At 68.6% G+C, this 18,464-nt stretch carries 19 protein-coding genes; 7 read left to right on the top strand and 12 right to left on the bottom strand.

Translation table 11 applies throughout. The annotated features are described in order from the left end of the window. Window positions 1-7 precede the first annotated feature (7 nt). Window positions 8-715 carry a TetR/AcrR family transcriptional regulator gene (locus OG804_RS06200; RefSeq protein WP_328394776.1) on the bottom strand — a complete coding sequence of 236 codons (708 nt, stop codon included), beginning with the start codon at window positions 713-715 and terminating at the stop codon, window positions 8-10. Between the two features lie 180 nt (window positions 716-895). On the opposite strand from OG804_RS06200, the gene OG804_RS06205 reads away from it, so the two are divergent. Next, window positions 896-2,467 (top strand): succinic semialdehyde dehydrogenase, encoded by a 1,572-nt coding sequence (locus OG804_RS06205; protein ID WP_328394778.1) that lies wholly within the window; start codon window positions 896-898, stop codon window positions 2,465-2,467. A 43-nt stretch (window positions 2,468-2,510) separates the two neighbouring features. Continuing rightward, a complete protein-coding gene (locus OG804_RS06210; RefSeq protein ID WP_328394780.1) occupies window positions 2,511-3,338 on the top strand; it encodes an SDR family NAD(P)-dependent oxidoreductase in 828 nt (275 codons plus the stop codon). Here the strand turns inward: OG804_RS06210 and OG804_RS06215 are convergent. Together OG804_RS06215 and OG804_RS06220 are read right to left on the bottom strand one after the other, a co-directional pair. Continuing rightward, entirely contained in the window at window positions 3,322-4,125 is an 804-nt protein-coding gene (locus OG804_RS06215) for a putative protein N(5)-glutamine methyltransferase (RefSeq protein WP_328394783.1), read from the bottom strand. The two genes, OG804_RS06210 and OG804_RS06215, sit on opposite strands and share 17 nt — an antisense overlap. Before the next feature lie 93 nt (window positions 4,126-4,218). Then, window positions 4,219-4,845, bottom strand: coding sequence for an NUDIX domain-containing protein (locus tag OG804_RS06220; protein ID WP_328394785.1), 627 nt, complete (start codon window positions 4,843-4,845; stop codon window positions 4,219-4,221). Window positions 4,846-4,950: 105 nt separating this feature from the next. Here OG804_RS06220 and OG804_RS06225 point away from each other — a divergent pair, with 105 nt between their 5' ends. Beyond that, complete coding sequence (locus OG804_RS06225) at window positions 4,951-5,721, top strand: SDR family NAD(P)-dependent oxidoreductase (RefSeq protein WP_328394787.1); 771 nt, start codon at window positions 4,951-4,953, stop codon at window positions 5,719-5,721. Between the two features lie 101 nt (window positions 5,722-5,822). Here the strand turns inward: OG804_RS06225 and OG804_RS06230 are convergent, their stop codons facing one another. The 4 genes from OG804_RS06230 to OG804_RS06245 all read right to left on the bottom strand — a co-directional run bounded on the left by OG804_RS06230 (window position 5,823) and on the right by OG804_RS06245 (window position 9,271). Next, complete coding sequence (locus OG804_RS06230; RefSeq protein ID WP_328394789.1) at window positions 5,823-6,644, bottom strand: mycofactocin-coupled SDR family oxidoreductase; 822 nt, start codon at window positions 6,642-6,644, stop codon at window positions 5,823-5,825. A 146-nt stretch (window positions 6,645-6,790) separates the two neighbouring features. After that, window positions 6,791-7,504 carry a 3'(2'),5'-bisphosphate nucleotidase CysQ gene (locus tag OG804_RS06235; RefSeq protein WP_328394791.1) on the bottom strand — a complete coding sequence of 238 codons (714 nt, stop codon included), beginning with the start codon at window positions 7,502-7,504 and terminating at the stop codon, window positions 6,791-6,793. 152 nt (window positions 7,505-7,656) lie between these two features. Continuing rightward, window positions 7,657-7,803, bottom strand: a complete 147-nt coding sequence (locus OG804_RS06240; RefSeq protein ID WP_328394793.1) for a DUF1059 domain-containing protein — start codon at window positions 7,801-7,803, stop codon at window positions 7,657-7,659. A gap of 193 nt (window positions 7,804-7,996) precedes the next feature. Further along, window positions 7,997-9,271 carry a cytochrome P450 gene (locus tag OG804_RS06245; protein WP_328394795.1) on the bottom strand — a complete coding sequence of 425 codons (1,275 nt, stop codon included), beginning with the start codon at window positions 9,269-9,271 and terminating at the stop codon, window positions 7,997-7,999. Between the two features lie 307 nt (window positions 9,272-9,578). On the opposite strand from OG804_RS06245, the gene OG804_RS06250 reads away from it, so the two are divergent. Continuing rightward, window positions 9,579-10,460, top strand: a complete 882-nt coding sequence (locus tag OG804_RS06250; RefSeq protein ID WP_328394797.1) for an SAM-dependent methyltransferase — start codon at window positions 9,579-9,581, stop codon at window positions 10,458-10,460. 160 nt (window positions 10,461-10,620) lie between these two features. Beyond that, window positions 10,621-11,649 carry an oxidoreductase gene (locus OG804_RS06255; RefSeq protein ID WP_328394799.1) on the top strand — a complete coding sequence of 343 codons (1,029 nt, stop codon included), beginning with the start codon at window positions 10,621-10,623 and terminating at the stop codon, window positions 11,647-11,649. Here OG804_RS06255 and OG804_RS06260 read toward each other — a convergent pair. Next, entirely contained in the window at window positions 11,620-12,708 is a 1,089-nt protein-coding gene (locus OG804_RS06260) for an NAD(P)H-dependent amine dehydrogenase family protein (RefSeq protein WP_328394801.1), read from the bottom strand. The two genes, OG804_RS06255 and OG804_RS06260, sit on opposite strands and share 30 nt — an antisense overlap. Then, window positions 12,695-13,711: a Rieske 2Fe-2S domain-containing protein gene (locus tag OG804_RS06265; protein ID WP_328394803.1), complete on the bottom strand. Its 1,017-nt coding sequence runs from the start codon at window positions 13,709-13,711 to the stop codon at window positions 12,695-12,697. Before OG804_RS06265 ends, OG804_RS06260 begins: the two co-directional genes overlap by 14 nt. Before the next feature lie 203 nt (window positions 13,712-13,914). Between OG804_RS06265 and OG804_RS06270 the strand changes: the two genes are divergently transcribed. After that, the gene (locus tag OG804_RS06270) at window positions 13,915-14,544 is read left to right on the top strand and encodes a TetR/AcrR family transcriptional regulator (protein WP_328394805.1); all 630 of its coding nucleotides are present in this window, start codon (window positions 13,915-13,917) and stop codon (window positions 14,542-14,544) included. Window positions 14,545-14,593: 49 nt separating this feature from the next. On the opposite strand, the gene OG804_RS06275 is transcribed toward OG804_RS06270, so the two are convergent. The 3 genes from OG804_RS06275 to OG804_RS06285 all read right to left on the bottom strand — a co-directional run bounded on the left by OG804_RS06275 (window position 14,594) and on the right by OG804_RS06285 (window position 17,898). After that, window positions 14,594-15,466 (bottom strand): acyl-CoA thioesterase, encoded by an 873-nt coding sequence (locus OG804_RS06275; protein ID WP_328394807.1) that lies wholly within the window; start codon window positions 15,464-15,466, stop codon window positions 14,594-14,596. A gap of 156 nt (window positions 15,467-15,622) precedes the next feature. After that, window positions 15,623-16,384, bottom strand: a complete 762-nt coding sequence (locus OG804_RS06280; protein WP_328394809.1) for an SDR family NAD(P)-dependent oxidoreductase — start codon at window positions 16,382-16,384, stop codon at window positions 15,623-15,625. Window positions 16,385-16,539: 155 nt separating this feature from the next. Next, a complete protein-coding gene (locus tag OG804_RS06285; protein ID WP_328394811.1) occupies window positions 16,540-17,898 on the bottom strand; it encodes a hypothetical protein in 1,359 nt (452 codons plus the stop codon). 258 nt (window positions 17,899-18,156) lie between these two features. On the opposite strand from OG804_RS06285, the gene OG804_RS32310 reads away from it, so the two are divergent. Then, window positions 18,157-18,273 carry a DUF7144 family membrane protein gene (locus tag OG804_RS32310; RefSeq protein ID WP_442941756.1) on the top strand — a complete coding sequence of 39 codons (117 nt, stop codon included), beginning with the start codon at window positions 18,157-18,159 and terminating at the stop codon, window positions 18,271-18,273. Window positions 18,274-18,464 lie beyond the last annotated feature (191 nt).

Below are 18,464 nucleotides of genomic sequence, written 5' to 3' on the forward strand. Positions count from 1 at the left end.
CGCCCGGCTACCCGCCGGAGGTATCCGCCGGCGCGCCCGGGAAGATACCGGGCAAGGCCATGGCGTAGTGCACATCGTCGGTGTTACCCAGCGTCGCCAGGACCACCCGGATCATGGTCAGCCGGGCCGCGGCGACGGTGTTCGGATCCGGTTCGCTGCCGGGTTCCGCCGCGGCCGAGATCCGGTAGACCACGTACTCGCATACGTGTAGTGCCGCGTCGAGGTCCAGCGGCGCAGGCACCGGCCGGCCCAGTTCGGCGAATTTCGACCGCACTATCGACCGGATGCCCGCCAGCGCCTCATTGCGATACCCCGACACCGGCGACCCCGGATCGTGGAGTTCGGCGAACAGCGGCCGCAGCATCGCGCCGTGGCCGCGGGCCCAATCCAGATAGGCGTCGATGAGCCGGATGCCGAGGTCGACGCCCTCGCCGGAAGCTTCGACCGCGGCCCCGATTCCGCCGACCAGTTCGGCATTCGAGACATCGAGCACCGCGTTGAGGGGTTCGGTCGCGTTCGCGAAGTAGCGGTAGAACGTCGGGCGGGACAGCCCCGCCTCGTCGATGATCTGCGCGACGCTCGAGCCGCGCGACCCGTTGCGGGTGAACACCTCGGCGGTCGCCCGCACGATCCGGGCGCGTACCTGTTCGGCCTGCTCCAGCGTCTGCGGCGGCCGACCCCGGCGGGCGGGCCGGTCGGTGTTCGCCGCGCTCACGATACGGCCTCCGGCCGGCCTGTGAGATCCCACAGCCCGCGGCGGTTCCGGACTGTTGCTCGGAACGGAGCCCTTGACACGGCGTACGGCACGAGCATTACTCTAACACCGCTGTTCAATTAATCCTGCCGCCGCGGTCTCGTGGCCGCGGTGCGAGATCGACCCAGGAGTACGCCGACGATGACGACCGCCCAGCGTCCTGCCGCCACCGGGGCGCTGACCCCGGATCTGGTGAAACCGCTGCTCGCCCGGGCCGCGGCCGGAGGCGCCCCGGCGGTCACGGTGGCCGCGCCGGCCACCGGGGAGCAGATCGCCGAACTGCCCCAGTCCTCGGTCGCCGATATCGACGCCGCCTTCGAACGCGCCCGCGTCGCCCAGCGGCAGTGGGCGCAGGTGCCGGTCCGGCAGCGGGCCGCGGTCCTGCGGCGCTTCCACGACCTGGTGCTCGCCGAACAGGACACCATTCTCGATATCGTCCAGGCCGAAACCGGAAAATCCCGAGCGCACGCCTTCGACGAGGTCGGCGATGTCGCGGTCAATTCCCGGTACTATGCCGCGACCGCCCCCAAACTGCTCGCCCGCCGCAACCCGCGCGGGGTGCTGCCGGTGCTCACCGATGTGCAGGTACGCCAGCGCCCCAAAGGCGTCGTCGCGGTGATCTCGCCGTGGAACTATCCGCTCGCCCTGGCGGTTTCCGATGCCCTGCCCGCGCTGGTGGCCGGTAACGCGGTCGTCGGCCGTCCCGACAATCAGACCGCTCTCACCGCGCTGTGGGCCGTGGACGCCGCCGTCCGGGCCGGCCTCCCGGAGGACCTCTGGCAGATCGTGCTGGGCCGCGGGTCGGTGATCGGCGGCGAGGTGATCGATCGCGCCGACTATGTCGACTACACGGGCTCGAGCGCGACCGGCCGGACCATCGGCCGCCAGGCCGGGGAGCGCCTCATCGGCTGCTCCCTCGAACTGGGCGGCAAGAACCCGCTGCTGGTGCTGTCGGACGCCGATCCCGGCGCCGCCGCCAAGACGGCGGTCCGGGCCAGTTTCGCCTCAGCCGGTCAGCTCTGCGAATCGATGGAGCGGATCTACGTCCACGAGCAGGTCTACGACAGGTTCATCGCGGAGTTCGTTCCGGCGGTGAAAGCCTTGAAGCTGGGATCGCCGCTCGACTACTCCACCGATATGGGTTCGCTGACCTTCCCGCGGCAACTCGACACGGTCCGGTCCCATGTCGACGACGCGGTCGCGAAAGGCGCGACCGTCCTGGCCGGCGGGGTCCATCGCCCCGACCTCGGCCCCTACTTCTACGAGCCGACGGTGCTCACCGATGTCACCTCCGAGATGGCGGTGTACCGCGAGGAGACGTTCGGCCCGGTCGTCTCGGTCTACAAGGTCGCGACCGACGACGAGGCCGTCGCTCAGGCCAACGACACCCCGTACGGACTCAACGCGAGCGTATGGACCCGCAGCGCGGCGCGCGGCCGGGAATTCGCCGCCCGGATCAACGCGGGTTCGGTGAACGTGAACGAGGGTTTCATCGCCGCGTGGGGTAGCGCCGACGCGCCCTCCGGCGGAGTGGGGATTTCCGGGACGGGTCGCCGCCACGGTCCGGAGGGCCTGCTGAAATACGTCGACACCCAGACCATCGCGGTCCAGCGGATGCTCCCGATCGCGCCACTGCCGGGGATGTCGGAGGCCACGTGGGCGAAAACCATGACACTGTACTTCCGGGTCATGAAAACGCTGCGCCAGAAGTAGGCCACTGCCCCAGCTCTTTCTCTGACGACAAGGATCCGAACCGATGAAACTGGACACGGTGGCCGGTAAGAAGGTGCTGATCACCGGCGCCGCCATGGGCCTGGGCAAACTGTTCGCCGCCCGGGCGGTGCGGGAGGGCGCCGCCGCGGTGGTGCTGTGGGATATCAACGACACCGGGTTGAAGGAGACCGCCGCCGAACTCACGGCCGCGGGTGGCACCGTGCACACCTACACCGTCGACGTCTCCGATCCGGACGCGGTCGCGTCGGCCGGCGAATCGGTCCGCGTGGACGTCGGCACGATCGATGTGCTGGTCAACAATGCCGGGATCGTCCGCGGTAACACCTATTTCTGGGAAACCGAGGACCGCAACGATATCGACAAGACCATGGCGATCAACTCGCTGGCGCCCATGTACGTGACCCTGGAGTTCCTGCCGGCGATGGTCGCCGGGACCACCGAGGCCCGGGTGCTCACCATCTCCTCCTCGGCCGGTCTGGTGCACAACCCGCGGATGAGTGTCTACGCGGCCTCGAAATGGGCCGCGCTGGGCTGGTCGGATTCGGTGCGTATCGAACTGGAACAGGCCGGTCACGGCCACGTCCGGGTCACCACGGTCTGTCCGACCTACATCAATACCGGAATGTTCGAGGGCGCCAAGGGATTCTGGCTCACTCCGATCCTGGACCAGCACAAGGTCGTGGACACCTCCTGGACGGAGATGAAGAAGGGTACGCCGGTGGTGATCCTGCCCTGGACCTCCCGTCTGAACAAGGCGCTGTCCGGGGTGTTACCGATCAAACTGCGCGACCTGTTCCTGAACACAGTCGGCGTGTACCACTCGATGGACGATTTCAGCGGCCGGAAATAGGGGGCCGGTGGCCGACGGCCACAGTGGCGTCGAGATCCGGTGCGCGGGCGATCGCCGCAGTCAGCCCGTTGCCGGTGAGTATCGCGGTGGCGGCCGGGATCTGCTCGGTGCCGATCTCGATCAGCACACTCCCGCCGGGCGTCAGCCAGCCGGGGGCGCCCGCCGCGATGCGGCGAGCCGGACCCAGTCCGTCGGGTCCGCCGTCGAGCGCTACCGCCGGTTCGTGATCGCGGGCCTCCGGCGGCATCCGCGGGATCAGATCCGTGGGCACGTACGGGGTATTGGCCAGCAGGATATCTATCCGGCCGCGTAGTCCGTCGGGGAGGGCGTCGAACAGATCGCCCTGCTCGACCCGCCCGCCGACCGGCGCGAGATTGTCCCGGGCACAGGCGACCGCGACGGGGTCGATATCCGCCGCTACCAGCTCGACCGAGGTCGAGCCGAGTTCGGTGAGCACCGCCAAACCCAGTGCGCCCGAACCGCAGCACAAATCCACCACGGTGCGCACCGGCCGTTCGGCGACCAGAGCCAGCGCCTCGTCCACCATCAGGGCGGATCGCCGCCGTGGCACGAAAACCCCCTCCTGGATACCAACGTGGATCCCGCGGAATTCCGCCCAGCCCAGCACATGTTCCAACGGTGTACCCGCGACCCGTCGTACGACGAGCGTGTCCAGATCTTCCTCGGACTCGGCGGCGGCCACCAGCAGGCGCGCTTCGTCTTCGGCGAAAACGCATCCGGCCGCCCGGAGCCGTCGGATGACGGCGGCCGTGTCGAATTCGGTCACGTGCGCCAGTGTGTCGAGTGTGCGTTCGGCACGCAACCGAATAACGATTCGGTCCGGCGCGGACGCCGACCGGTCACGGTCCGCGTTCACCGGCTACCGGTCGCCGGTGAACGCCCAGACCGCCGCCGGGCGGCCGGTGGGTTTGGTGCGGCGCCGTTCGTCGGTCTTCTCCAGTCCGGATATTCCGGCCAGCGTCCGGTTCAGGTTCGCCGCGTCCGGCCGGGTGCCCAGCAGGGAGGTGGTGAGGTCCACCGCGCGGGTGGCGGGGAACTGGTCGCCGAGCAGGGCGCGGGTGAGCGGCGGATCCTTCCAGAGCAGCCCGGCCAGCAGCCCGCGCGCCGCGTCCACGATGCTGTTGTGGTCGAAGGCCAGGGTGGGCGGGTCGTCGAAGGACACCCACCGCGCCGGACTCTCGTGCGGTCCGGTCACCGCCCACATGACGATCGACAGCGTGGGCCCGCGGGGGTCGCGGTTCGGTTCGTCGAAGGTCACCAGCTGGCCTACCGGCCCGATGGCCGCGGCCGGTACGCCGAGTTTCGTGTGTACCGCACGGCGGGCCGCCTCGGCGAGCCGCTCCCCGCGTCCCAGTAGCACACCGGGTAGCGCGAGCTGTCCGGTGAAAGGCTCATGAGGGCGTGCCGCGATCCCGAACGTGACCGCCGCGTCGTCGGGACCGAACCGCAACGCCACCACGTCCATCGATACCGCCGATTGCTCCACAGGATCCATACTGCCGCATTCGCGGGCGCATCCGGAGCTGCGGGTATCGTCTTCTCTAAATGAGAGAACCTTGTTCGCGTAGGCGACGGGGAGGAGTGCGTGGAGATGAACTCATCGGGTCCGGGCGGCAGAGTGGCCGTGGTGGCGGGCGGCGCGACCGGATTGGGGGCGGCCACCGCGCTCCGGCTCGGCGCCCAGGGCTACCGGGTGGTGGTGGGAGATCTGCGCGAGTCGGAGGCCGCGGCGACAGTGGAGACCATCACGGCCGCCGGCGGTACGGCTGTCGCCGCCGGGTTCGACCTCGCCGACCCCGAATCCGTCGGCGCGCTGTTCCGGTCGGCGACCGACCGCTTCGGCGGAGTGGACGCGTTGTTCAATGTCGGCGCTGATATGCGCACCCTGCGGTACGACACCGATATCGTCGATATCGACCTCGAGATCTGGGATCGGGTGATGGCGGTGAGCGTGCGCGGCTACCTCACCACCATGAAGAACGCCATCCCGCTGATGGTGGCGCGGGGCGGCGGCGCCATCGTGAACATGTCGTCCGCGGCGGCGTTCCAGGGCGAACCCACGCGACCCGCCTACGCGACCAGCAAGGCCGGTATCGGCGCGCTGACCCGGCATGTGGCGACCCGATGGGGTAGGGAGGGAATCCGCTGCAATGCCGTGGCGCCCGGGTTCACCGCCACCGAGACGATCCGTTCCGCGCCCCAGTGGCCGGATCTGGAGAAGGCCGCGTTGGCGCGGATGCACAGTCCCCGAGTCGGCGAACCGGCGGATGTCGCTGCGCTGGTGGCCTTCCTCCTCTCCGCGGAGGGCGCCTGGATCAACGGGCAGATCATCAATATCGACGGCGGTACGATCCTGCGTTGATCAGCGGCGGCCCGCTGCACCGCGAGCGGACGGACCGGCCACTGGCGGCCCGCCGCGGCCCGACCTCCGATCCGGTCGCGACGGGCCGCGGTGGAGGTCGTTCAGTACTGGGCCGCACCCAGATCTACAGAGATACTGCTCGCGGTGACGAACCGGGACTCTTCGCTCGCCAGCCAGCACACCGCGTCGGAGATGTCCTCCGGCTGCGCGATCCCTTCCGGCAGCAGCGGTGTGTTCATCCGGCCCAGCAGTTCGTTGGTTTCGGCCGCGCGAGTGAGCGCGCCGACCATGTCCCCGGAACCCATCGGTGTGGCGACCGGGCCGGGCGCGACACTGTTGACCCGGATGGAGTGCTTGCCGAGTTCGGCCGCCAGCGCTCGGGCCATTCCGGTCACGGCGTGCTTACTGGCGGTGTAGTGCACCATGAACGGCTGCATCGCGACGCCCGACGCGGAACTGATCAGGATGATCGAACCGCCCCGGCCGCCCTCGATGATGCGGTGCGCCCCGGCGGTGACGGTGTTCCAGGTGCCGGTGACATTGATGTCGAGGACCGCCCCGAACGATTCCGGGGTGATGGTGTCCCACGGTTCGGGGATGCAGATCCCGGCATTGGCGACGATCACGTCGAGCCGCCCGAAGGCGGCCACTCCGTCGTCGACGGCGGCCCGCAGGGCGGCCGCGTCCCGCGTGTCGGCCACCGAGGCGATGATCTTGCGTCCGGTGCCCTCGACCAGTCGGACGGTGTCATCGAGATCTGCCGGGGTCGCTGCGTCGTAGGGGACCGCGGGCGGAAGCGGGCCGCACAGGTCCACCGCGATGATGTCGGCGCCCTCCGCCGCCAGCCGTACCGCGTGCGCCCGCCCCTGACCGCGCGCTGCGCCGGTGACGAAAGCTACTTTGCCGGATAGTCGACCACTCACTTGCCGTTCTCCTGTCATTGCGGACACGTCCGACCATTGTGTGCCCACCGACGCCCCGGCCGCACGGACCGTCGATCCGCGGGGCCGTGAGCTGCGAGTTCCAGCCCTGCTCGCTGCCGGAATGCGCGAGTCGCCAGCGCGTTCGGCTACTCGGACAATGCTTTGAGCGCGAGTTCGGCCAGTTCCGGGCGGCAGATCAGGAGATCGGGGAGATAGGGGTCGGGCCGGTTGTAGCGCAACGGGCTCCCGTCGAGACGGGAGACGTGCAGCCCGGCCGCGGCCGCTACCGCGACCGGCGCGCAGGAGTCCCATTCGTACTGGCCGCCCGAATGGGCGTAGATATCGGCGATTCCCCGGACGACGGCCATCGCCTTGGCGCCGGCCGACCCCATCGGCACCTCGGTCGCCGACAGTCGGGCCACCAGCCGCCGGACCGCGAAAGAGGGGCGGCTGCGCGACAGCGCGACCCGCACGGTGCCGGGCGGTGGCGGTGGCGGGAGGACGGGCGGTCTGCCGGTGTGCAGGACCAGCCCTTGTGCGGGTAGGGCAACCGCGCCCACCGCTGCCTCGCCGTCCACCGCGAGTGCTACATGGACCGCCCAATCCACGCGGCCCGGCTCACCGTATTCGCGGGTGCCGTCGAGCGGATCGACGATCCACACCCGGGACCGCCGGGTGCGGGCGCCGTCGTCGGGAGACTCCTCCGAGAGCACAGCGTCCGCGGGGCGCTCCCGGGCGAGTCGTTCGAGCAGGAAACTGTTGGACCGCCGGTCACCGACGCTGCCGCCGAGTTCCCGGATTTCCAGGAGCAGTTCTCCGGCCTCTTCGGCCAATGTCGCGGCGAGTGTGTGGTCGTCCATGGGGATCCTTCCTGGCGAGCGATGCTGCCCAGATCCATATACCACGGTGCGTCCGGGGTTCTCGTCGTGCGGTGGCGTGGCCGGGGCGTCCGGCCATCCGCGGTGGCGTGGTGTGCCGGGCCGATGACGGATCGCCGAGGCGGGGTCGCGGCTCAGTAGGCGATGAAGAGGATCTCGTCGCGGGAGTAGTCGTGGCCGGGATGGTTCTCGGTGAGGTGCTTGCGCACGATATCGACCAGTTCGTCCTCGTTGGCTCCCGTGAGGTGCTCGCCGCAGGGGCAGTTCAGTTTGGTTTTCATCAGAGATCCTCTCGTCGCGTGAATCGATCGGGAACAGCGTACGTGTCCGAGCGCTCGTGCGACGGTTATCGGGACCCTCGATGCCGGGGGGACCAACGGTCGCCGCGCTATCCGCGCTGCTCGCCGCAGGGGCCCGCGGACCGGGATTCTGTGTCGGTCGGGACGGTCCGGCGCGGTTGTGCCCGAGGTCCGGTCACGCCAGGCGCACGGGCATCCGTTTGATACCGTGCACGAAATCGCTGTGCACGTATTCCGGTTCGCCCAGTACTACCTCGGGCGCCCGGGTCAGCAGCTCATGGAAGAGCAGCCGTATCTGCATCCTGGCCAACCAGGCGCCCAGGCAGAAATGGGCGCCGCCGCCGCCGAATCCGGAATGCGGATTCGGGCCGCGGGTGATGTCGAAGATATGCGGTGCGTCGAGTGCGGTCTCGTCCCGGTTGGCCGAACAGTAGAACATCACCACCTTCTCGCCGGCCCGTATGCGTGTGCCGGCGACCTCGGTATCGGTGACCGCGTGCCGGGCGAAATGGATGACCGGAGTCGCCCAGCGGACGAATTCCTCGACGGCGCCGCCGATCCGGGCGTCGAAGTCCTCGAGCAGCCATTCGCGTTGCGCGGGATGGTCCACCAGTGCCTTGAACCCGTGCGAAGTGGTCTGTTTGGTGGTGTCGTTGCCCGCGGAGGCGAGCAGCACCATGAAGGCGCCGATCTCCTCGTCGGTGAGGCGGTGGCCGTCCACTTCGGCCTCGACGATCGCGGACATGAGATCATCGCGCGGATCCTGGCGACGACGCTGGGCGAGGTCGGTGCCGGCCCCGTGCAGGATGCCGAACTGGGTCATGAAGAAGGTGGCACGTTCCTCGAGGCTCGCGTACTCCTCGTCGCTCGAACTGAACATCGCCTCGGCCGCGTAGGCGACGCCTTCCCGATCGGATCGTTCGATGCCGATCATGTCCGACACGGTGCGCATGGGCAGCTTCCGGGAAAGACTGTCCACGAAATCGGTGGGTTGCCCGCTGCGCAGGTCGGTGAGGAACTCGTCCACGATCTCGGCGGCGTTGTCGCGGATCTGGGATTCTATGCGCCGCACCTGCTTCGGAGTGAACGCCGAACTGATCAGTCGCCGGTACCGGGTGTGCTGCGGTGGGTCCATCATCAGGAAAAAGGTGGTGGGGCGCTGCACCTCCACGGGCATCGGGTCCAGGCTGATACCGAGGCTCGAGGTGAACAGTTCGGGATGACGGCTGATCTGGGCGATATCGCGATGCCGGGTGACCGCCCAGAACCCGGGCTCGTCATGGGGGAAGAACGCGGGCGGCGGCGCGTGCCAGGTGAGTCCCGGTTCGGCGCGCAGCTGTGCGAACACTTCGTCGCGGGTACGGAAATCCCGGGCCCAGAAGGCAGGTTGGGAGATATCGAGCCGATGGTAGCGGCGGGTGGCCGCCGAGGCGCTATCGGTAGGGTTCATGAGCGGCTCCGAGCTGGCGGACCATGGGTACCGCGCGCGGTGGACGCGGTGGTACCGAATGCGCGCCGGTAGCACACACTCTAGAGCGGATCGCTGTCCCCGGCTGTCGCTTCCGGCGAATCGACGTGGCCTCGACGCAGGTGCGCCATCGACTTCTTCGGCGTCGAACAGCCGAAACTTATCGTTTCGAGATCTTCGTGGACGAATCTGTTCCGGGAGCGATGAATTCGCTACGCGACCGACGTCACATGTGTCGAGCACTACCTGTCGATGTCGCGCCGCACCACAACCGGATAGAGAGAAAACGATGCCAGATTCACCGTTCCGATCACCGGCCACCGGCCGGCCGCCCGCCGGGGTCGACACAACCCGGGCCAGTATCGCCCGGGTGCACGACGCGAGCCTGGGCGGCAAGGACAACTTCGAAGTCGATCGCCAGGTCCTCGACGCGGTACTGGAGATCGCTCCCGGGATGCGTGAGGTGGCCCGGCGCAACCGGGCCTGGGTGCGCCGGGTGGTCCGGTATCTGGCGGGGATCGTCGGGGTCGACCAGTTCCTGGACGCGGGCGCCGGCCTGCCCGCGCTGGGCAATACCCATGAGATCGCGCAACTGGTGAATCCGTGGGCGCGGGTGGTGTATCTGGACAACGATCCGATGTGCAGCGCGCACGGCCGGGTGCTGATGGAAACCAATGAGGACACGATCTATCTCGACGGCGACCTGACCGATCCCGCGGTGCTGGCCCCGGAGTCGGCGGTCTGGCGTTATCTCGATCCGAGCCGTCCGGTGGCGCTGATTCTCGGTTCGGTTCTGCATCATCTCGACGACGCCGCGGATCCGGCGGCGATCGTGGCGCGGTGCGCACGGGAGCTGAGTCCGGGTTCGTTCGTGGCGATCACGCATTATTGGGACCCCGCCGACGGTTCGGCCGACCACGATCTCGCGCGGGAAGTGCAGCGGCGTTTTCTCGAGAAAGGTCTGGGGTCCGGTTGGTACCGGACCCGGGAGGAGATCGTGTCCTACTTCGGTGAACTGGACCTGGTCGAGCCGGGGGTGGTGGCGCTCGACGAATGGTGGCCGTCGGGGCCGGCGCGGTCGCCGGTGACCTCCGAAGAGCGGCTGATCCTGGGCGGTGTCGGTCGTAAGGGCGATGGTCCGAAGGGTGGTTCGGCGGCGCCGGTCGAATGAGCGCCCGCGGGAACCGGGTTCCGGTACGGGAGGCCACGGCGTCCGCAGACAGCGCGCTGGTGCGATAATACCGTTCTTCTCTGAAGAGAATTGACTTATACTTCGGCTGGACCTGCCGTCCCCGGGGCGGTGTACACCGTGCTGGAACTGGATATATGCCGTGAGCTCTTCGTACGAACCGTGGACAGTGGCAGACGCGCCCGATCAGTCGGGTCGCACCGCAGTGGTGACGGGATCGAACACTGGTATCGGACTGGAGGTGGCTCGCGGACTGGCCCGCCGCGGCGCCACGGTCGTGCTGGCCTGTCGCAACGATGTCGCCGCCGCCCGGGCGAAGGCGGGCCTCGAGGCGGCGGTGCCGGACGCCGATATCCGGACGGTGCACGTCGATATCGGGGATCTCGCCTCGGTCGCGGAGTGCGCGCGCCTGCTGCACGCCGAATTCCCCGCGATCGATCTGCTGATCAACAACGCCGGTGTGGTCGCGGGATCGCATACGCTGACCGCGGACGGGTTCGAAAGCGATTTCGGCGTCAACTTCCTGGGTCATTTCGCCCTGACCGCCCGCCTGATCGATCTGGTCACCGCCGCGCCCGCGGGCCGGGTCGTCAGTATCAGCAGTCTCAGCCACGGCCGCCGCATGGCGCGACTGGACTTCGACGATCTCCAGTCCGAGCGGAACTTCGGGCGCCTGGTCACCTACTCGCGGTCGAAAATGGCGTCCACGACCTTCATGGTGGAACTACAGCGCCGACTGGGCGCCGCGGGATCGCGGGCGCTCTCGGTGGGCGCGCACCCCGGTGCGGTGCGGTCCACGATCCTGCGAGACGAGAGCCTGCTCGTCCGGATCGCCTACAGCGGTGTGGTGATGACCCTGGCGCGCCTGGTCACCCAGACGCCGGAGCGGGGGGCGTTGCCGATACTGCGGGCCGCCCTCGATCCGGACACGGTGGGCGCCGGGTTCTACGGACCCGGGAACCGCGGGGGCCTGGTGGGGCCGGCGGTGGCGATGCCGGCCTCCCCGGCGGCGCACGATCCGGCGATCGGCCGTCGGCTGTGGGAGGCCGCCGAGCGGCTCACCGGTGTGCGGTTCCGTCTCGAGACGAGCGAGCAACCGCGCCCGGATATCGCCGCTGGACCCGGCCGCGCCGCGGCGTCGTCAGCGGAAACGGCCGGCGAAGGCGCGTAGCGGCAGGTCGGCGCTGGTGATCACGCCGGGCCGCGCCTCGACCACCGAGCGGACGGCATTGAGGGCGGGCAGCCCGGTGACCGTCATTCCCACGGAGGCGAACGCTTCGGGGGAGGAGAAATCCGTTCCCGGCTTGGGGAGGACCCGGTGCTTGCTGGAGATGTACGGATCTCCTTTGATCGTGGTGATATAGCAGCCCTGGACATCCCAGTGCGGGTCCGTGTGCGGGGTCATCTGCCATTCGACGTGTACCTCGACCTTCGGCACGCCGTCCACCATCCCCTGATACTTGATGTAGTTCGCGCCGAGCGAATCTTTGGGCAGCCGATACCACCCGAGATCGATATCGCGGGTGCACGCGCCGAGTTCGTAGTCGAAGGTGACCTCGTCGAGTGTCAGGCCGAAACAGTCCGCCATGAGGTGAACTCCGTCGGCGAACACCCGGGTGCCCTTCTCCAGCATTCCCGGCAGCTCCGGATCGTCCACGGGGCGGCCGTAGCCGACCATCTCCCACGAGCCGACCGAGTGGTGACAGGACACGTCGACGGACTCGATCACGGTGACGTTCTCCAGATCGGCGACATCACAGGTCTGCACGATGCCCAGGATCTGGGTGAGCCCGGGATTCATCCCGGTACCGTAGAACGTCGCCCCGCCCTTACGGCACGCCTCCTCCAGCACCGTGGTGGTGGATTTCCCGGAGGGATGCGGGTGGTTGGCATTGCGGTGGTGGCCGGTGATCCAGTCGGCTGTCGTCACGATATCGATCCCGGCTTCCAGGATCCGCACGTACAGGTCCTCGTCCGGGAAGACCCCGTGATAGGTCAGCACATCGGGTTTCGCGGCGATGATCTCCTCGACCGTTCCGGTGGCGACCACGCCGATCGGCTCGCCGCCGACGATCTCCCCGGCATCGCGGCCGATCTTCTCCGGTGTGTAGCAGTGCAACCCGATCAGCTCGAGGTCGGGATGGTTACCGACCCGCTTGATCATCTCGGTGCCGACATTGCCGGTGGCGACCTGGAAGACGCGGATCGGGCGGGTGTCATCGATGGCCATGGGCGGCGGTCCTTCTGGTCTCGGGATAGAACTGGGCGGCCCAGGTGCGCAGGGCCGTGAAGCCCTCGTATTCGGAGCGGGCCAGGGCGGGCGGATCGGAATAGCGCTGGTGCTGCCAGATGTGGATGTCGGCTTCGAACTGTTCGATCACCGCTCGGGCGACCCGGTTCGCCGAGCGGGGCTGGGTGTCGCCGTCGTCGCCGGGCTCCCGGCCGATCCACACCGCGAACCGGACATCGCAGGTGGAATCGTCCACCGGGGTCACCGCGGACACCGTGCGATTGTCGATCATTCCCCAGCTCTTGGTGACCGCGACCCCGAGTCCGCCGTTGATCGCGTTCACCCCGCTGGTGACCTCGTCGATGGATTCGGCGCCGTCGCCGCCGAAGGTGATGGTGAAGTCCACATACGACACCGGTTCCGCGAAGTCCTGCCGAGTGAACTCGGGGGTGATCGGCACTTTGTGCACGAATTCGAAATGGGCGAAGTCGACGCCGTTCTCCAGGACGTACTGTGGGTGTAGTTCCAGCTGCTGCCGGTGCAGCGTGGACTGTCCGTAGGCGGGGTAGTAGTCGGCCTCGGTGATGCCGTCACCGAAACCGGTGAAGACATCGGGCACCTCGAAATACGGTGCGCGGCCGTCGATGTCGTGCCAGAGGTAGACGCCCTCGTTGCGTTCGACCGCCGGATAGCTGCGTATTCGGCGGCCCGGGTTGGGCCGTTTCTCGTAGGGAATGCAGAGATTGCGTCCCTCGGTGCTCCACTCCCACCCGTGGAAGGGGCATACGAGCCGCTCGCCCTCGACCCGGCCGCCGTAACCGAGGTGTGCGCCGAGGTGTTCGCAGTAGGCGTCCATGATCGCGATTTCGCCGCTGCTCGTGCGCCAGGCGATCAGTTCCCGGTCGAAGTACTTCATCCGGTGGACATCCCCGACGCCGACCTCGGCCGACCAAGCGACCTGGAACCAGCCGGTCGGTTGCATCGACAGCGGTGGTTTCGCCATCCGGTCTGTCCTTTCCTGTGATCGGTTGCGCGCGGTTCCGGAGCCGGTGGCCGGGCGTGCACTCGCGATCGTAGCGAGGATTCGAGAGTTTCACAGTAGGTTCTGTGAAAATTGGAGGATATCTTTGCGAACCCGTACCGCCACCGCGTGAACGCCGCGCAACCGTGCTCGGTGCCCCCGCGAATACCGCTACCATCCGAAGAATGACCGATACGGCTGCCGGGGGACGAAAGGTCAACCGGCGCGGCCTGGCGACCCGGGAGAGCATGCTGGAGGCCGCCGTGCGCGCACTGGCCACCGGTGATCCCGGCGCGGTATCGGCCAACCGCATCGCCAAGGAGATCGGCGCCACCTGGGGGGCGGTCAAATACCAATTCCACGATGCCGACGGTCTGTGGTCGGCGGTGCTGCGCCGAACCGCGGAACGCCGGGGCGCCCTGCCGATCGTCGCCGATACCGGCGCGCCCCTGCGGGACCGGGTCGCGGCCACCGTCGAAACGCTTTTCCGAGGCCTGACCGCGACCGATTCACGGGCGATCGAGACCCTGCGCACCGCCCTACCGCGGGATCGGGCCGAACTCGAGCGTCTCTATCCGCACACCGCGGCCGAATTGTCGTCGTGGGGTGAATCGTGGGGCGAAGCCTGCCAGAAAGCCTTCGCGGATCTGGACGTCGACCCGGCCCGGGTGCGCGAAGTGGCCGCTTTTCTGCCGGGGGCGATGCGTGGAATCGCGTCCGAACGGCAATTGGGGACCTACACGGATCTGGATGTGGCCCGCCGCGGCCTGACCAATGCGATCGTCGCGTACCTGGAGCACTCCCGGCCCGATTGATCTGTCGCGGCGGCGATTCCGGTGAGCCGCTGGACGACCATCCGTGAACTCACCGTGGGCGGATGAGCCCCTCCTGCATCGTGGTGGCGCACAGCCGCCCGGACCGGTCGAGGATCTCGCCGTGGGCCAGTCCGCGCCCGCCGCCCGACCACCGGCCGTGCTGATCGTGCAGGAACCAATCGTCCACTCGTATCGGCGAATGGAACCAGATCGAATGGTTGACGGTAGCGACCTGGAGGTCCCGGTCCTTCAGTTCGGGCCCGTGTGGTCCGGTGGTCGCCGAGAGCAGCAGCAGATCGCTGAGGTACATGAGGCAGGCCGCCTGACCCAGCGCCGTGTCGGGAACCGGCTGCCGGGCACGCAGCCAGACCCGCTGGCGTGCCGGGGCGGCCTGTCCGTTCATGGCGTGCGCCCGCGCGGGCGGGTCCGGGAACCGGGCGTCGATACCGAGCGCGTCCAGGAAACGCGTCGTCCACGCCAGCGCCGCCGGATGCTCGGCGAAGGCTTCCGCGAGTTCGGGTACCTCGTCGGGGCCCGGTGTGTCGAGCGCGGCGACCTGGTGGGAGAGCCCCTCCTCGCAGCGATGGAAGGACGCGAGCATTGTGAAGATCACCCGGCCGTCCTGGAGGGCTTCGACCCGCCGGGTCGAGAACGACCCGCCGTCACGGACAATGTCGACCGCGAACTCGGTGGGTACCGTCGTGTCGCCCGGAAGCAGGAAGTAGGTCTGCGCCGAATGGATGGGCCGATCCTGCGGTGCGGTGAGTCCCGCCGCGAGCACCGCCTGCCCCGCGACCTCGCCGCCATAGCTGCGACGCGCGGGGCCGTCATGGACGCGACCGCGGAACCGGTGCTCGCCGATGCGCTGGAGGGCGAGCCGGTCCGCGATCGACTCCGCGGGCCGGACGGACTCCGAGGTCATGGGCCACCTCCCGTGGTGCGAAGTGCGGCCCTGAGCCGCGGGGCCGGAACTACCGTCGGACCCATTGTGGTGGGCGCGGGTCGCACCGCCCGCGAGCGACCCCGGATGCGGCCGCAGCGGCCGCAGCGGCCGCGACCGGCCGCGGCGGTCACCGATTCATTTGGGCGCGAACCGCATCCCGGCGTCCAGGCGCAGGCACTGGCCGTTGAGCATGGCGTTCTCGACGATGGCACCGACCAGTTTCGCGTACTCCTCGGGCCGCCCCATTCGTTTGGGGAAGGCATTCCCGGACACGAGCGGGGTGACCATTTCCTCCGGGACTCCGGCCAGGATGCCGGTATCGAACAGCGACGGCGCGATGGCGAGCACCCGGACGCCCACCGAACCGAGGTCGCGAGCCATGGTGAGCGCCATCCCGGCGATTCCGGCTTTCGACGCGGTGTACGCGACCTGCCCGATCTGACCTTCGAACGCCGCGATGGACGCCGTGTTGACGATGACACCGCGTTCTCCGTCGGCGTTCGGCTCGCCCTGGCTCATATGCCAGGCCTGCAGCCGGTTCAGGTTGAACGTGGAGATCAGGTTCAGGTTGACGATCTGGGTGAACGACTCCAGATCGTGCGGCCCGGTCTTGGACAACGTGCGCTTGGCCAGACCGCCGCCGGCGGTGTTCACGGCGATATCGAGACCGCCCAGCCGGTCCACTGCCGCGGCCAGCACCGCTTCGATTCCGGCGTGGTCGGTGACATCGGCTTCGTAGAAGGCGCCGCCGAGGTCGGCCGCTATCTTGTTGCCCGCACTGGCCGTCCGATCGACGATCGCCACCGTGGCGCCGCGCGCGGCGAGCAGTTCGGCGCTGGCCCGGCCCATTCCGGAGGCGCCGCCGACCACGATCGCCCGTGTTCCCTGAATCTCCATATTTCCTGTCCTTGTCGGGGTGCGGCAGAGGTGCTCTCGCCGAACGGGTACCGACCTACGTTATAGCGAGCCGAGGAGCCGGGACCAGAGTTTTCGTAGAAGTCTCGATGAAAGTGCCGGTCGGGACCGGCGCCGGGAAGGGCCGGGTCTTGTGGTCAGCTCGTCTCGGATCCTTCTCGTGCCCCGCTCCGCGACCGGGCGATCGTGGGCGGCATCGCCAGCTCGAGCAGGACCAGGGCGATCAGGGCGAGCAATACGGTCCAGCCGACCACGGCCCCGGTCGGGTAGTTCCAGAACACGACGATCGCCACGCCCGCCGCGACGATCGCGGCCCGCAACGGTACCCGCGCCCGAGCCAGCGACAACTGGAACGCGGTGGGAGGCCGGGTGCCGCCGGGACGGCGGAGCACGGCGAGGAATCGGCCCCAGGTCCGGCGCAGTGCCGACGCCGAGTCCGATCCGCCCAATAGATAGCCGGCGGCCGCCACGACGAGCCCCGCCACGAAAACCGCCCGCAGCATGCTGCGCAGCGGAGCCACGAGAGTGTCGAACACCGCGGTCGCGGCGGCCGGGGAACGGATTTCCGGCGGGAGGTCGCCCAGATACAGCGACCGGCCGAGATAGATCGCCAGCGCGAGCACCGCCATGGCGACGGCGCACGTCACGCCCACTGCGGCCAGGGCACGGAGCCGCGATCCCCGGGGCGCCGCCCACACCGCGACGGCCGCCGCGAGCGCCGCCGCCCACGGGAGGATGCCGGCGGCTTTGTCGAGCGCGCCGACGATGCGCTGCGCCGAGGCCAGTTCCGGTGATCGGAACAGCACGAACTGCTCGTCGAGCGGCGGGAGCTCGCGGGTGAACGTGAAACCCCGCTGCGACAGCCGCGTTCGCGCCTCCGCGAGGACAGCGTCCAGCGAGATGCTCACCGTGCCGGTGTCGTCGACCTCGATCGCGCCGGAGCGGGTGTCGCCGGTCACCACGGCGACGAGTCTCGTATGCGCCGCCCGGTTGGCCTGGACCCACAGGTCTTCGAACCGGTCGGAGTCGACCAGTTCGGACACCGTGTCGCGCACGAAGGTCTCCGCCTGCTCCGCGAGGACGGGAGCCAGGCCCACCACCGGCTCGAGGCGGGGTCTGGACCGGGAGAGTTCGGTCAACGCCTCCGCGGCGACGGCTTCGATATCGAGCCGAGTGACGATGGCCTCGGTCACCCTGTCGGTGACCGCGCCTTTGACGGCCGGATCGGCTCCCAACGGCGCGACGGTGCTCACATAGCGGTCGGTATCGAGTATTTCCGAACGTGTGTACCGGGCCGCGACGGCAGCCACGAGCAGGAAGCCGACGAGCACCAGCAGCACCACCACCGCGGTCCAGCGTGCCCGGCGCGACCCGGTTCCCGCGCCCGGTTGTTCGCGGCGCAGCCGGGCGAGTTCGGCGCGCAGGCGCGCGAGTTCGCGGCGCTCGTCCGCGCCGAGTGCGCCGTCGGCGGATCGACTGTCACCGGAGTCGGTCATGCACCTGCCTCCGCCCGTGAGTGCGGGCCGGATCAAGGCCTTCCGGATCGCTGTGCGCGCCCGGTTTCGCTACTCGACGAGAGCTTGCTCCGCTGTGCCCGGCCTCGCCTCACCCGCGAAGGGTGAGGTCACTGCCCGGTCCGGCGACGAAGCTGGGTCGGCACGGACATCGCAGCCGCCGGGTCTCGGTCGGCGGTTCGACGCCGCGACGGTACCGGTTCCGATGATCAGGTCTTTCCGATCGGCGAGGGGTTGACCATGACCGACAGCGCATCGCGGGTGAACCGTCCCTATTACCCCGCGTGGTCCATGGTGATCATCGCGTTGAGCGTGGTGGTCAGCTGGGCCGTGACGACATGGGAACCCGGACACTGACCCAGGCGCACACGATGCGCGTTCGCGCCCGTTTCGTGCCTTGACCGGATTTCCTCGAGGGGTCGACGATGGTGCGATGACCGAGAATTCGGCAGGCTTCGGCGAGTCCGGCCGTGATGCTGCGCGCGCGGATCGTGACCTGGCCACGAGGCCGGAACCGGCACGGTGGCGTGCGGAAAGACAATCATGGG

The sequence above is a fragment of the Nocardia sp. NBC_00416 genome (genome assembly GCF_036032445.1).
Classification (GTDB): domain Bacteria; phylum Actinomycetota; class Actinomycetes; order Mycobacteriales; family Mycobacteriaceae; genus Nocardia.

Bases quoted from the DNA above. Each gene is read 5' to 3' on its own strand.
- OG804_RS06205 (WP_328394778.1), top strand. From the start codon at position 896: ATGACGACCGCCCAGCGTCCTGCCGCCACCGGGGCGCTGACCCCGGAT.
- OG804_RS06210 (WP_328394780.1), top strand. From the start codon at position 2,511: ATGAAACTGGACACGGTGGCCGGTAAGAAGGTGCTGATCACCGGCGCC.
- OG804_RS06225 (WP_328394787.1), top strand. From the start codon at position 4,951: ATGAACTCATCGGGTCCGGGCGGCAGAGTGGCCGTGGTGGCGGGCGGC.
- OG804_RS06235 (WP_328394791.1), bottom strand. From the start codon at position 7,504: ATGGACGACCACACACTCGCCGCGACATTGGCCGAAGAGGCCGGAGAA.
- OG804_RS06240 (WP_328394793.1), bottom strand. From the start codon at position 7,803: ATGAAAACCAAACTGAACTGCCCCTGCGGCGAGCACCTCACGGGAGCC.
- OG804_RS06245 (WP_328394795.1), bottom strand. From the start codon at position 9,271: ATGAACCCTACCGATAGCGCCTCGGCGGCCACCCGCCGCTACCATCGG.
- OG804_RS06250 (WP_328394797.1), top strand. From the start codon at position 9,579: ATGCCAGATTCACCGTTCCGATCACCGGCCACCGGCCGGCCGCCCGCC.
- OG804_RS06260 (WP_328394801.1), bottom strand. From the start codon at position 12,708: ATGGCCATCGATGACACCCGCCCGATCCGCGTCTTCCAGGTCGCCACC.
- OG804_RS06265 (WP_328394803.1), bottom strand. From the start codon at position 13,711: ATGGCGAAACCACCGCTGTCGATGCAACCGACCGGCTGGTTCCAGGTC.
- OG804_RS06270 (WP_328394805.1), top strand. From the start codon at position 13,915: ATGACCGATACGGCTGCCGGGGGACGAAAGGTCAACCGGCGCGGCCTG.
- OG804_RS06275 (WP_328394807.1), bottom strand. From the start codon at position 15,466: ATGACCTCGGAGTCCGTCCGGCCCGCGGAGTCGATCGCGGACCGGCTC.
- OG804_RS06280 (WP_328394809.1), bottom strand. From the start codon at position 16,384: ATGGAGATTCAGGGAACACGGGCGATCGTGGTCGGCGGCGCCTCCGGA.
- OG804_RS06285 (WP_328394811.1), bottom strand. From the start codon at position 17,898: ATGACCGACTCCGGTGACAGTCGATCCGCCGACGGCGCACTCGGCGCG.
- OG804_RS32310 (WP_442941756.1), top strand. From the start codon at position 18,157: ATGACCGACAGCGCATCGCGGGTGAACCGTCCCTATTACCCCGCGTGG.